12 protein-coding genes and 1 riboswitch are annotated in these 13,244 nt (G+C 41.6%); all 12 genes read right to left on the bottom strand.

Going from position 1 to position 13,244, the window contains the following annotated elements:
* Positions 1 to 9: 9 nt before the first annotated feature.
* The 12 genes from E2R53_RS05845 to thiM all read right to left on the bottom strand — a co-directional run bounded on the left by E2R53_RS05845 (position 10) and on the right by thiM (position 13,075).
* Positions 10 to 1,794: an IucA/IucC family protein gene (locus E2R53_RS05845; protein WP_165970903.1), complete on the bottom strand. Its 1,785-nt coding sequence runs from the start codon at positions 1,792 to 1,794 to the stop codon at positions 10 to 12.
* Positions 1,795 to 1,807: 13 nt separating this feature from the next.
* Positions 1,808 to 3,118 (bottom strand): lysine N(6)-hydroxylase/L-ornithine N(5)-oxygenase family protein, encoded by a 1,311-nt coding sequence (locus tag E2R53_RS05840; RefSeq protein WP_133310806.1) that lies wholly within the window; start codon positions 3,116 to 3,118, stop codon positions 1,808 to 1,810.
* The gene (locus tag E2R53_RS05835) at positions 3,108 to 3,659 is read right to left on the bottom strand and encodes a GNAT family N-acetyltransferase (protein ID WP_133310805.1); all 552 of its coding nucleotides are present in this window, start codon (positions 3,657 to 3,659) and stop codon (positions 3,108 to 3,110) included. The genes E2R53_RS05840 and E2R53_RS05835 overlap by 11 nt, the downstream gene beginning before the upstream one ends.
* Positions 3,656 to 5,446, bottom strand: a complete 1,791-nt coding sequence (locus E2R53_RS05830; RefSeq protein ID WP_286166108.1) for an IucA/IucC family protein — start codon at positions 5,444 to 5,446, stop codon at positions 3,656 to 3,658. Before E2R53_RS05830 ends, E2R53_RS05835 begins: the two co-directional genes overlap by 4 nt.
* Positions 5,433 to 6,953 (bottom strand): pyridoxal phosphate-dependent decarboxylase family protein, encoded by a 1,521-nt coding sequence (locus tag E2R53_RS05825; protein ID WP_133310804.1) that lies wholly within the window; start codon positions 6,951 to 6,953, stop codon positions 5,433 to 5,435. Before E2R53_RS05825 ends, E2R53_RS05830 begins: the two co-directional genes overlap by 14 nt.
* 12 nt (positions 6,954 to 6,965) lie before the next feature.
* Positions 6,966 to 8,318 (bottom strand): diaminobutyrate--2-oxoglutarate transaminase, encoded by a 1,353-nt coding sequence (locus E2R53_RS05820; protein ID WP_133310803.1) that lies wholly within the window; start codon positions 8,316 to 8,318, stop codon positions 6,966 to 6,968.
* Between the two features lie 51 nt (positions 8,319 to 8,369).
* On the bottom strand, positions 8,370 to 9,329 hold the full coding sequence (locus E2R53_RS05815; protein ID WP_133310802.1) for an alpha/beta hydrolase: 960 nt from the start codon (positions 9,327 to 9,329) through the stop codon (positions 8,370 to 8,372).
* On the bottom strand, positions 9,326 to 10,063 hold the full coding sequence (locus tag E2R53_RS05810; RefSeq protein ID WP_286166086.1) for a GNAT family N-acetyltransferase: 738 nt from the start codon (positions 10,061 to 10,063) through the stop codon (positions 9,326 to 9,328). Before E2R53_RS05810 ends, E2R53_RS05815 begins: the two co-directional genes overlap by 4 nt.
* A 92-nt stretch (positions 10,064 to 10,155) precedes the next feature.
* Entirely contained in the window at positions 10,156 to 10,611 is a 456-nt protein-coding gene (locus tag E2R53_RS05805) for a GNAT family N-acetyltransferase (RefSeq protein WP_133310801.1), read from the bottom strand.
* A gap of 185 nt (positions 10,612 to 10,796) precedes the next feature.
* Positions 10,797 to 11,453 (bottom strand): thiamine phosphate synthase, encoded by a 657-nt coding sequence (gene thiE, locus E2R53_RS05800; protein WP_133310800.1) that lies wholly within the window; start codon positions 11,451 to 11,453, stop codon positions 10,797 to 10,799.
* Positions 11,443 to 12,264, bottom strand: coding sequence for a bifunctional hydroxymethylpyrimidine kinase/phosphomethylpyrimidine kinase (gene thiD, locus E2R53_RS05795; RefSeq protein WP_133310799.1), 822 nt, complete (start codon positions 12,262 to 12,264; stop codon positions 11,443 to 11,445). The genes thiE and thiD overlap by 11 nt, the downstream gene beginning before the upstream one ends.
* Positions 12,251 to 13,075, bottom strand: a complete 825-nt coding sequence (gene thiM / locus E2R53_RS05790) for a hydroxyethylthiazole kinase (RefSeq protein WP_133310798.1) — start codon at positions 13,073 to 13,075, stop codon at positions 12,251 to 12,253. The genes thiD and thiM overlap by 14 nt, the downstream gene beginning before the upstream one ends.
* A 51-nt stretch (positions 13,076 to 13,126) precedes the next feature.
* A riboswitch (TPP riboswitch) is annotated at positions 13,127 to 13,235 on the bottom strand.
* Between the last annotated feature and the right edge of the window lie 9 nt (positions 13,236 to 13,244).

Genomic DNA, 13,244 nt, shown 5'->3' with positions numbered 1-13,244 from the left:
TGGTCTCTTTTATCCGATGACATATTCTTCAATTGCCAACGGGTTGTTCACTTGTCCAAACTCAGAAGCATGAGGCCGGTCATCTCCATCTCCATAGCCATATTCGATCATACGGTTGCGGTTGAGACAGAGCTTTTTAAATGTCGGCCTCAGGAGGTCAAAGAGTTCGAATCGTTCTTTCAGTTCCGGAAATTCAGCTTGATAGGAAAGGATTGATTCTCTCAGCTTATTCCAAAATCTCGTTTCATCAAAGTCAGTTCTTCTGTGAAGGATATCGGCTAAATACCTGAAATGGCAGACAAATAATCCAGTGAAAATGAATTGGCACAATCCTTCAGGCGCTTCACTCCTCAGCACGGTTTTTAGCTCTCCCGAAATGGTATTAAGCTCTGTCAGCGGCTGATCGCTGATATTGACATCATCCACAAAATCCTTCACAGCAAGTCTGTGAGGTTTATAGTCTTTTAAAATGACAACCGTATTTTGTCCATGCGGTGAAAAGACCGTTCCGTATTGATAAAGATAGTGCAGAAGCGGCGGCAGGAGAACTTCAAACAGCTGCTCTGTCCATTCTTCCACGCTGAGGCCGGACTTTTCTATCAATTCCAGTGTATATGATTTCCCGTCTTCCCCTTCATATAAAAGGGCGGCAAGAGTAATGGCCTGTTCTCCCGCGTCTAAGAATGAGTAGATGCTTTCGCGCCAAATGACTCCAAGCATTTCCATAAATTGATACGGAGCTCCTTCTAGTTTTACGTAATCAGGATGATGGTAATTCATGCTCGCCACTTCTCCAGGGAGAATAACCCTGCATTTATCTCTCAAAAATGAATCATTGTCCCGGATCCCTTGAATGTGAGCAGTAATTTCTGGTGCCAGCACCACACGTTCAGACGGCAATCCCCTATATACTAATGTATTCAAAATACTCATTGGCAGCTTTACGTGATGCTTCTTTTTATGATCTATATTGACAAATGTCCGGATGGACTGCTGCGGCAGGTAATGATCTTCTCCTCTGCCAAGGTAGATGATCCGCTTTTCAAAAAGCTCTTCTGAAAACAGCTGAACAATCACGTGATTCCACTGCCACTCATGGACAGGCATAAAGAAAAAGCTTTCAGGCTGCAGTCCTTTATTAATTAGCTTTTCATTAAATTCTCTTATTGCAGAATGCCCGATCTCGCTTTCTATTAACCTGTCATACTCTACTTCTTTTGTTGAATGGAACGTCCCCCACTCCTTTGAAACGGCAATCCAGTCAAGTGTTGTCTGCTGCTTTTGTTCAGGGGCATATTGCAGGTAATCTGAATAGGAAAATCCTATGCGCCCTTTGTTATAAGTGATCCAGGGATGCCCTGTCATCTCCCCTTCAAGCTCTGCATAGTCCGAATCTGTTAAATCTGCAGTCGAACTGTCCTGCTGATTGGCGATGATATGGGCATCAGCAAGCAGAGTGCGTTTATATTCTTCTATTAAATAGGCAGCGGTAAAAGGCTTTATGTTTATTTCCTTTTGCAGGTCCAATAAAAACTCAACGGGATTCCCAGCTTCTTCCCATGAACCATGTCTATTTGTTTCAATAGAATGAGCATCAACCCAATAGCTGTCCATAAGCCTTTTTTCAGCCAGAAAGCGGTAGGATATTCCGCTCTCAAAGTTCACAATATATTTGTCATCCTTTTTTTCCGCCTGGATCATTTCTTCGTATAAAAACTCGGAGATCATTTTAGCAAGCAGCCGTCTGCTCGCTTTCTTCCAATCTTCTGCATTCCACTTTTGTTCAGCTGACATCTCTCTCACTCTCCTATACTGTTTGTTTGCTGCGGACAAAATGGCTTGTTCCAAAATGCTGAAAGACATTTTTTTCAGGCAGATCAAACACTTCTCTACAAGCAAGCTGATTAATGATCTTAGCATTCCGGTAAGCGCCTAATCCAAGATCGGGTGCGCCTACCCCGTGAGTGTGCATTTCACCGTTTTGAATATAGATTTTGTTTTCCCTTTTATCATGCAGCTCTAGTTCATAATCTTTCGAGACAACTGGACGGTTCCTGCTGTCCCATTTCAAAAGATTTGATAGATTTCCAAAAGCGCTTGGCCATACAGTCTTATAGCCGGTAGCTGCGATGACGATATCTGAATGCAGGTTAAAGGCTTTCCCCTGCTCCCATTGATGACATTCTAATTGTAAATCTGAACTGGCTGCCGCAATATCAAGTACGGCTGTTTTGGCCAATAAGTGAACATCCGGCTTTTGTCCCGCAATCGTTCTTTCATATAAAAGATCATAGATTTCAGCAATCGTATCTGCACTGATTCCTTTATAAAGAGAATCCTGTTTTGGCACGATCGTATCCTTTACTTCCTGCGGAAGCCTGTAAAAGTACTCTGTGTAGTCAGGCGAAAAATGCTCAAGTCCAAGCTTCGAATACTCCATGGGGAAAAATCCTTCCGTACGAGTAAGCCAATTTAATTGATAGCCATACTCATTTTGATCTTTCAGCAGCTCAAGGAAAATTTCCGCCGCACTTTGACCAGAACCAATGACAGAAACCGTGTCAGCCTGCAAACTCTCTTTTTTCCTATGCAAAAATTCAGCCGAGTGAAAAAGATTGTCTGATTGCCCTCTAGCTGACCATTCCGGAATATTCGGAGCACTTCCCATTCCAAGAACGACATGACGGGCTATAAAGCGTTCCATTTCCCCGGTGCAAACATCTTCAACAAGGACTTCGTATCCTTCAGTATGATGCAAAACATCTGCAACCCGTTTTCCGAATTTGCAGCTATCAAGCTCTGCTGCTACCCACTGCAGATAGTGATTATATTCTCTGCGCGGAATATGGAACGATTCAAGAAAATAGAAATGATAAAGTCTTTTTTGATGATGAAGATAATTCAGAAAGCTGTATTTGCTTGTCGGATTGACCATGGAAACCGCATCAGCCAAAAATGGCACCTGTAAGGTTGTCCCTTCGATCAAAAGTCCTTCATGCCAATTAAATTCTGGCTTTTGATCAAAAAAGAGCACCTCTAAATCCTCTACATCATCCAATAATGCTGCCATTCCAAGATTAAACGGTCCAAGTCCTACTCCAATTACGTCATAAACCATTCTCTGGCCCCCGTTCGAAATCTTCTCTTTCACAAATCATGAAAAGTGCTTTTTTATCCGGCAGCTGAATTTCCTTTTGCGGAAGGAATCCGCATTTCTTGAAAACATGAATCATTTTTTTATTTCGGCTGTCAGGCTCAGCAACGATCCTCTGTGTCCGTTTGTCTGTAAACATCTGTTTCATGATTTCATGGAGCATTGGCAGAGAAAGACCTTTACCAAGATAAGCAGGATCACCGATCAGCAAATGAACACCCTGATCGTAAGGCTCTGATCCATAATAATCTCCAATGATGTCATCCTTTGCCCAATACGTTTCCCAATAGCTCATTGGCACACTGTCCACATGCCCGATCCACAGCGTTTGATGATCATCCGCCAAAAGCTTTTTTAGATGTTTCGTATATTGGCTGAACGGAAAATCTTGATTCCAATATGGAATGACGTGAGGTTCGTGGTGCCACTTATGAAGCATGGCAGCGTCATGTTCAAATTCCGCTTTTCGAAATGTTATGGATAAATTGGTCTCAAGCTGATTCATTTCCTTGCAAAGGCCTCCTTTTTTGTGAATAAAGGGTTTCGCACTTGTACATAAACTGACTGCGTTTCAAGCGGTCCAACCAGTTCATCTAGATCGTGGAATCTCGTTAATAGATTTGCTTTGCAGGGCAAAGTCCCGTTTTCAAGCAAGGTTTTCAGCAAAAGAGATGGATGATCTGCAGAAAGTGACATCTGTTCCAATTCCTCCCTGATCAGATGAAGAAGATCCTCCTCGTCTGCCAGATTTGCCGTGCCAAATGCATTGACAAGTCCAAATAAATGGTTAAAAAAGAAATAATAGCGCAATCGTTCATCTGCAACCGCGTCAGAACAAACCGTTTCACTTTTCAAACCGATCCCAGGGAGATATGAATTCAATTCATCATGTTTTGATTCGCAAAAGTAAAAGCCCTGATTGTCTCTATAAAAAAAGCGCGATGGATAACCATTTTCAAGTTTAACAACGCTGTTTTGCTGATGTGCTTCAAGCGCAATTCCCTTTTCAAAATAAAGCCAAAGGATTGGCTTTAAAGAGATAGCCAAATAGCGTTTCATCCAGTCTGTGCTGATTTCTTCTGTTGAACGATTTTCCTTTTTGGATAGGTCACGAATGATGCTCGCAAGTCTTGATGATTGCGGCGAAATTCCGTCCTGACAAAGGGCAACAAGAGCTGTTGCTTGTTCCGCCCTTTTTTTATAGAATGGGTTTTCCCTGAGTATGACTTCAAAACCTGATTCTTTTTGATCGTGCAGCTTTAATGTAATAAATGCAGGATCGTGAATGATTTCAAAATCAGGATATTGCTCAGATAACTCACTTCCGAGCTGTGTGACCATCAATTCTTTTACTTCTACTCCCCGTTCAAGCTCTTTTAACAGGTTCGCCCGGACAGAATTGGTGATTTTGATATTAAGTGAAAACTTGAGCATGAACAATACATCGGGATGATAGACCGTCCGCAGAGATGAAGTTGCATAAAATGCCCGTCCCTGCTGTCCAAGATTTTCAAGTTTCCCTGCCTGAATGAATTCTTGAACAGATGAGTCTCTAAGCAAATACTCTGCTTGCCACGGATGGATGGGAAGAAGCGCATACTCATCCTCGCCTGCGTACCTCTCTTTAAACGCATCATCGATCTCCGGGTCATCCTTGACAAGCTGCTTTATAAGGTCAATTGCGGACTTTGGCACTGTTGACTTTGAATAAATAGACTCTGCACGAGCTCTAAAATAATGCAGCGGAAATGCTCCTTTTAATTCTGGTGAATACGTCTTCATATCCGATTCAGTCATTCCCTGTCTGCTTTTTGGTGCCGGATGAAGCAAATGGCCAAACAAAAGGGACTGTTCAGCTGCAATAAAATCAAATGAGGTTTGATATAGCTCTTTCACATCTTTAGCTCGCTCTTCTAGAAATTGAGCCATGGATTCACAGCTTTGTTTGACTCGTAAAAGCAGTTCTTCGTTTTTTTCAGCTGAATTTGAATCCAGTTCTTTCATTGTTTTTTCAATGCATGTTATGTAATCGATTTCCTCATTTTCACAGTAAACAGGATATTCTAACAAGTGACGTCCTGTCTCCGATAGATAGCTTGCAGGGATATAAAGGTTAGAATTTTGCTTGTGTAAACGAACATGAATCCATTTCCATTTTTTAATGTGCTTCTTTCTTAATGCAGCAGGTGCATCTTCACTAAGATTCCCGCTGTTTGTTTCACGCAGAAAGCAATTTAAATAGCTTTGCAGAGTTGCTTTTTCAGCAAGAGCCATCGCTTCAAGTTTGTTCATCATGCAGCCTCCTTGTTTCATCTTCTCCGATTTCCTTCATTCTTCTGATGATTTTTTCAACATCACTCATTCTTGTTAATGGGTTCAAAAAGGTGAATTTCAGACAAGCATTGCCGTCCACCTTCGTCCGGGCTATGATCACTTCTCCATTTTTCAGAAGAATTTCCCGGATTTGATAGTTTAATTGATTGAGCTGCTCATTTGGTAAAAAGTCCGTCCCGATGTATCTGAAAACAACCGTGCTCAATTCAGGCTGGTGATAGACAGTGAATTCACAGTCTTTTTTCAGCAGCTCATACGTTTTCTGTGATAGAAGCAGCGTGTGATCAATCATCTCATCCCACTCTTCTTTTCCAACTAATTGAAAGGACAGAAACGGTTTCAGTGCATCAAAGCGTCTTGTTGTCTGAATGGATTTAGAAACTAAATTCGGGATATCATTTTTCTCGTCTTCAATTGGATTCAAGTAATCCGCATGATGCATGATAAATGAAAATGACTCCCTGTTCTTTACCAGAAATGCTCCGCAGCTGATTGGCTGATAAAACATTTTATGAAAATCTACGGTAATGGAATCTGCTTTCTCTAAACCAGCAAGTTTATGCTTATGGGTATCTGTTAAGACAAGTCCGCCTCCATAAGCAGCATCTGCATGAAACCACAGATCATGTTCTATAGCCACGCTGCTCATTTCCGCAAGCGGATCAATGCTGCCAAAGTCTGTTGTTCCTGCTGTGCCGATCAGAGCAAAAGGCAAATCGCCCTTTTGTTTCAGATCGTCAATGCATGAAGCTAAATCTTCCATACACATTCGGTATTTTCCATCCGCTTTTACTAAAACAACAGAATCTTCACCTAATCCTAAAATTGACGCTGCCTGCTGTACTGAAAAATGGGCTGCTTCTGAACAGAGGATTTTCAGACGATGCTGTTCAGGGTGAAGACCTTTCTTTTTACTATTCCAGTTCCAAAATTTTAAAGCAGCACGTTCTCTTGCAAGCAGCAGCCCCATTAAATTAGACTGAGTTCCGCCGCTTGTCATCACACCATCTCCATCAGGAAGCCCGAACAATCCGCACAGTCCATTCATAACATACTGCTCAACCATAGTAGCTGCGCCGCTTTGATCCCATGAATCCATGGATTGGTTTAAGCCGGAAATAATGGCTTCAGCTGCTAAACCCGGAATCATTGGCGGACAGTGAAGATGTGCAGCAGTTGATGGATGGCTGACATGAATGGTATTTGAAGTGATGGTATCCGTAAGCTTTTCATATACCGTTTGCTCATTTTGATTCGTTTTAGGCTGAAAGTCTGGAAAATCTTGATCTAATTCATTCTTCACGTCAAAAGGACTTAACCCGCTGTATGGATCCTTGGATGACATTATCCTTTTAACGGAGTTCATCGCATGCGTCATTTGATTTTCATAACATTGAAAGCTTAATTGATGATTTGATAAAAATAGATGTTCAAAAGTTGTTTTTTCTTTGACTGCTGACATCATATGATCCACATCCTAAACTAATCTTGGGCTGAGTGTTCTTTCTGCAGCTTTAACAGATTCGAAAAATATATCACATACCGTGTCAAGCTGTTCTCTTGAAATGATCAGCGGCGGCAAGAACCGGACCACACTGCCAAAGCGCCCCCCAAGCTCAAGGATAAGCCCCCGTTTAAAGCATTCCTGCTGGATAAGCTTCGCGAGCTTCGGATGCGCAGGATAACTGCCAATGGCATCTTCAGCTGCGGTTTTATCTACAATTTCAGCGCCTACCATCAGTCCTAATCCCCGAACATCTCCAATAGACGTTACTTCTTGCTTCATTTGTTTTAAGCGCAGCATTAAGAAATCGCCAAGCAGTGCTGCCTGTTCATCAAGCTTTTCCTGCTTAATAAATTTCATTGTTGCTGTTCCGGCAGCAATCGCAATCTGATTCCCGCGGAAAGTGCCGGAATGTGCTCCAGGTTCCCATTGATCAAGATCTTTATGATAAACAACAACCGCTAAAGGCAGTGTTCCTCCGATTGCTTTTGAAAGAACAACAACATCAGGGTTGATATCAGCATGTTCAAAGGCAAACATTTTTCCAGTGCGGCCAAAGCCTGTCTGCACTTCATCGATGATGAGAGGAATTTGCTGTTCATTTGAAATCTTTCGTACTTGTCTTACCCATGCATCAGGAGCTGGAATGGCGCCGCCTTCCCCTTGCACGATTTCCATGACCATGCCCGCAGGTTTCACAATACCCGATTCCGGATCGTTCAGAGTACGGTTTATGAAAGTGGAGCCGATCGCTGCACCCTCGTCTCCTCCTATGCCAAACGGACAGCGGTACGAATAAGGATATGGGAGAAAGTGAACGTCAGACATTAAATTGGGTATTTTGCTTTTCGGTCCAAGGTTGCCCATTAGACTAAGCGAGCCATTTGTCATCCCGTGATAACCGCCCTGGAAGGATAGCATGCCGCCTCTGCCAGTTGCTGTTTTTACAAGTTTCATTGCCGCTTCTATCGCATCAGAGCCTGATGGGCCGCAAAATTGGATTTTTGCATTTTCGGCAAATTTTTTCGGGAGAGCGTCGAACAGTTCCTCAACGAACTCCTCTTTCATTGGTGTAGTAAGATCGAGCGTATGCAGCGGGCGCTTGCCTTTTATCACATTTTCCATTGCTTCTATCACTACCGGATGATTGTGTCCAAGTGCCAGAGTGCCTGCCCCTGCCAAACAATCTATGTAGGTTTTATTCTCAACATCTTTCACATAAATCCCTTCTGCCTCACTGATCGCGATTGGAATTCTGCGCGGATAAGACCTTGCATTCGATTCTCTCTTGCGCTGGCTGCTTAAGTAAAACTCATTCGTTAGCATAAATAATCACCTTTCTTATTTGAAAATAATTCTCATTCTCATTTAAAAAAATTAAAAATTTTTTCTCAGCAATAGTTTTAGCTGATTAGTCAAATCAATCATCGCAAGATCCGCCCTGTTTACTTGCCCTATCATATTTGGGAAGCTGTGCAGCAGCTTTTCATAATATAGATATGTGACAGGAACTCCTGAATCTTTAAGCTTTTCAGCATATTGCTTTCCTTCATCTCTTAATGGATCATATTGGACAGTCACGATCATTGCCGGAGTGGCGCTTGCCTTTACAGCAAGGAGCGGTGATGCATATGGATTCTTCCCCTGTTCTTGATCGTTTAAATAATGATTCCAGAACCATTCCATTTTTTCTTTTGTCAGATTAAACGAATAGCCGGAACGATAAGACTCTGTGTCAAAATTGTGATTCAATACAGGCGTGATTAAAACCTGCAATCTAAACGTCTGTTTTCCCTGATCATTTATCCAATTGACAGCTGCGGCTGCAAGGTTTGCTCCTGAAGATTCTCCTCCAAGTGCAAGTTGTGCTGGATTCCCATTCCATTTTGAGATGTTGGGAGGAACCCATTCTGAAACAGCAAGAACATCCATAAGCGCTGCAGGAAATGGGTGCTCTGGCGCAAGCCGGTATCCGACGGACACAATCAGGCAATTGGCGTTTTTTGCAAAATACCGGCACATGGAATCCGCACTTTCGAGATCTCCAAATACCCATCCTCCGCCATGCATAAATATCAATACAGGCAGCAGTTCCGATGACTTTGGCTGATAAATTCGTACTGGAATAATATGATTAGCTGATTGAATCTTTTCGTTGTAAATCATTAAGCCGTTTACTTCAATCCTTTGAAAAAATGTTCGTGCTTCTTTATAAAAATACCTTGACTGCAGAGCAGATAACTCGCTTAATGGAGGGTGTTTGAGTTCAGCCATTCTTGCACCTATTCTGTCCAGCAGTTCTTTCATATCATCATCAATAGGGAGATGAGTTTTCACATATTGCTCCTGCCTTCCACATTTAATAGCTCAATATCTTCACTTGGAAGTTTGATAAAAGTTACTTTTTTATTAGACATATAATCTTTAAAGCGATAGTGTTCCCCTATAACGAGTGCAGCTTTTTTGTGAGGGAGCAAAATGGTATCTGCAACATATCCGCCAATCTCTTTTAAAATTGGAATGACGATCCGGTTTCTGATATCAGGTTCGCCAATGATTCTTCCAGGTCCGAATTTTTTCATAAGAAATGCAGTCATCGCCCTGACAATCATTAAGCCATCCTCTTTATTTAAAAGCTCTCTTGGTCCAATTAATAAATGCATCCCAAGATCGCCCGGTTCTGCCTGATAAAAGTCACTAATTGAATCATGCTGAATTGAATAAGCAATGAGATAGCCTGCAGGCAAGTCATCTACAAAACATAGAAACACTCGTTTGTGCTCTGCTTTGACTGAGCGTTCTAAATAAGCATAAAAATCTTCTATACTCACATTCAGCTTCCAGAAAGGAGCAATATGGGGCTGGTGCATCCAGTCATATAATATGTCTAAATCTGTCATTTTTAACGGACGAAGCGAAATCGTATGATTTAACTCTCTGTCCTCTATGATGGCTTCAAATTCATATCGCGTTTCTATAGGATTCAGCTCCTTACTTCCTTGTAAGTGAATACACATAAATCTTAATTGAAAATGATTATCAATGTCAATCACTTCTGAAAAATCAGTCATTCCTGCCTATACATTCTTTAAAAATACGCGTTCATTCTAGAACATCATACCTATGGTTCAATTACATATTCTCACAAAAAAAAGAACAGAATTTAATCTGTTCTTCCGTTTTGAAGCAATGTTATTTTTAAACCGGGAGCTGCTTCAATTTCTTTTGTTTTTTCAAAACCAAAAGATTGATAAAGTGCTATAGCAGGGTGATTCTTTGATCCGGTAGATACTGTCACTCTTTTATTCAAATTCTTTTTTAAAAGATAATCAAGCAGAGTTGAAGCAATTCCTAATCGAAAAAAGTCAGGATGAACGACTAATCTGCAAATATTGAAAGATTCTTCTCCCCTTTCATAAGACAGTACACCGCGAATATCATGATCCATCATCCAGCCAATAAAGGTTTCTGTTGAAGCAGCAATGTCATCCGGGGTTTCTTTAAGCTGGGGGATATCTCTGAACCCGATTATTTCTGCTTCACATAGGTAAGCTGGGATTTGTATCCCCAGAATTTTTTCTGCTGTGCTGTAATCTTTATGGTTTAGGTGCTTTATCATTTTATCCGCTCCACTTTACATAATAATATTATTGATGCTTTTTTATTAAAATCTTTCTCCCTTTAATTCTATGCTTTTTCTTTTAATCCTTTTTAAACAATTTAACATTCTGGTCAATCATCCAAGTTAAAAAATTAAAGAAACAAAAAACGTGCAAATCATTCTCAAGATTTGCACGTTTTCTATTACTCTGAAATTCCAGCAACTGCTTTCTTCAATGCAGAAGAACGTTCAAACACATCTGCCGCAAGACTGATTGCAGTAATTACGGATACTCCATCTGCTCCTGCATCTATTACCGCACTGGCATTCCCTTCATTAATTCCGCCAATGCCAACAATAGGAATCCTTATACCGGTTTTCCTTACTTCTTCAATAAGAGAAGTTCCTTTAACAGGTTCAGCGTCTGCCTTTGTACGTGTCGGATAAATGGGTCCAGCCCCGATATAGTCGGCTCCATCAGCAATAGCCTTCTTAACTTCCATAAGCGCATGGGCTGAAACACCTACTATTTTTCCTTCACCTAATTTCTTTCTGACTGTACTTGCATCTTCATCATCCTGACCGATATGAACCCCATCCGCGTTTAAAGCAAGAGCGAGTTCTATGTCATCATTTACGATAAATGGAATGGCATGCTCTTTGCATAGATGCTGCAGTTTCTGTGCCAGGTTTATTTTTTCAGTTCCTGTAAGAGCGCCTTCTCCCTTTTCCCTGAACTGAAACATCGTAATGCCTCCATCAATGGCATCCAGGAGGACTTTTTCAGGATCTTGCTTACAGTTTGTGCTTCCCATGATAAAATACAGCTGGAGTTTTGAACGCATTTCCTCATTCCACATGTAAAGATTGCCTCTTTTTCTGCTGGTAAGCCCAATGATTTGTAGGTCCGTGCCCCTGCCCTATTTCAAGATCTTCTTTAATCGCTTCCTGAATAAATGACACGGCGGTTTCTACTGAATGATAGACTGTGTTTCCTTTAGCCATTTCAGCTGTGATTGCTGCTGCAAATGTACAACCCGTACCATGCGTATTTTTTGTCTCTATCCGTTCACTTGAAAAATAACTGAACTCAGTTCCATCATATAATAAATCCACTAACTGGTTTTCGTTTTCAACATGCCCGCCCTTAATGACAACATTCTTGACGCCTAAAGAGTGCAGAATTTCAGCTGCAGCCCGGCGATCATCAAGAGTATGAATTTTCATGCCTGTCAGCACTTCAGCTTCTGGAATGTTTGGAGTAACAATCAAAGCAAGCGGAAGCAAATGGTTTTTCACTGCTTCGACTGCTTCATCCTGCAAAAGTGATGCACCCCCCTTTGCAATCATAACAGGATCTACAATCACTTTGCTCCAGTTAAAAATTTTAATTTGTTCAGAAACTGCCTCAATAATTTCACTATTAAAGAGCATCCCTGTTTTTATAGCGTCAGCTCCAAGATCTGAGCCAATCGCTTCAATCTGCTGCACAACCGCTTCCGCTGTTAAAGGAAAGACCCCATGGACACCCAGCGTGTTTTGTGCGGTTATCGCAGTAATGGCAGACATTCCATACACATTCAATTCTTGAAACGTTTTTAAATCTGCCTGAATTCCTGCTCCTCCCCCGCTGTCAGAGCCTGCAATCGTAAGTGCTTTAGAGATTGACATGGTTAACCTCCTCTAGCAAAGACATTTTTTGAATGTCTTCTGCTGATATATGATAAAGATTGTTCAAAAGCTCGATTTGAAAGCTGCCTGGGCTTTCATATTCAATGCCTTTCGCTGCAAGTTCCGCTGCAATCCCGTATACCGCAAGTGCTGCTGCTGAAGCAAGAACATGGTCTTTTTCAACTGCACAAAATGCGCCGATAACAGAGGTTAACAAACATCCTGCACCCGTTACTTTAGTTAAAAGGGAATCACCATTATTGCAAATATACGTTTTTGACCCATCTGAAACAATATCTTGTTCTCCAGTAATTACGGCAATCGTGTTTAACTGTTTTGCAGCTTTTACAGCAAGCGCAATTAAGTCTCCTTCGCTATCACCGGAGTCGACTCCTCTAATCGCCCAGTTTTCTCCAACTACATTAGCTATTTCTGCAGCATTCCCTCTTACAACAGCGACACTCAATTCCTTAACGATTTTGCGTGCCGTTTCCGTACGATACGGTGTTGCCCCTGCCCCAACCGGATCAAAAATAACCGGCACGTTATGCTTATTTGCAGATTTACCTGCAATCAGCATCGCTTCTACATTTTCTTCATTTAAAGTACCAATATTTAATACGAGTGCCCCTGCAATTTTAGCCATATCTGCCACTTCTTCTTTTGCATAAGCCATGACTGGGGATGCCCCGATTGCCAAAAGGCCATTGGCTGTAAAATTTGTGACTACCACATTTGTAATATTGTGCACCAGAGGTTTTTCTGTTCTTAGTTTTTCTAAAGCCGCTGCAATTGTCTTCGGTTCTATCATGTTTTCCCCTCCTAAAAATAAAGAGCACTCTGCCGCGGCAAAGTGCTCATATGTATCCTTGAATCACATCCCTGCGCTGGCATTATCCAACAGGTTCATTCGGTCTTCGGCAGTTAGCCGTACTCTCAGCCTGATTCCACAAGCTCCCGATTTCATATTTACGTTTGTT

The organism is Peribacillus frigoritolerans (assembly GCF_004358755.1).
Lineage (GTDB): Bacteria > Bacillota > Bacilli > Bacillales > Bacillaceae > Bacillus_P.
This window is presented reverse-complemented; position numbering and strand designations above follow the sequence as displayed.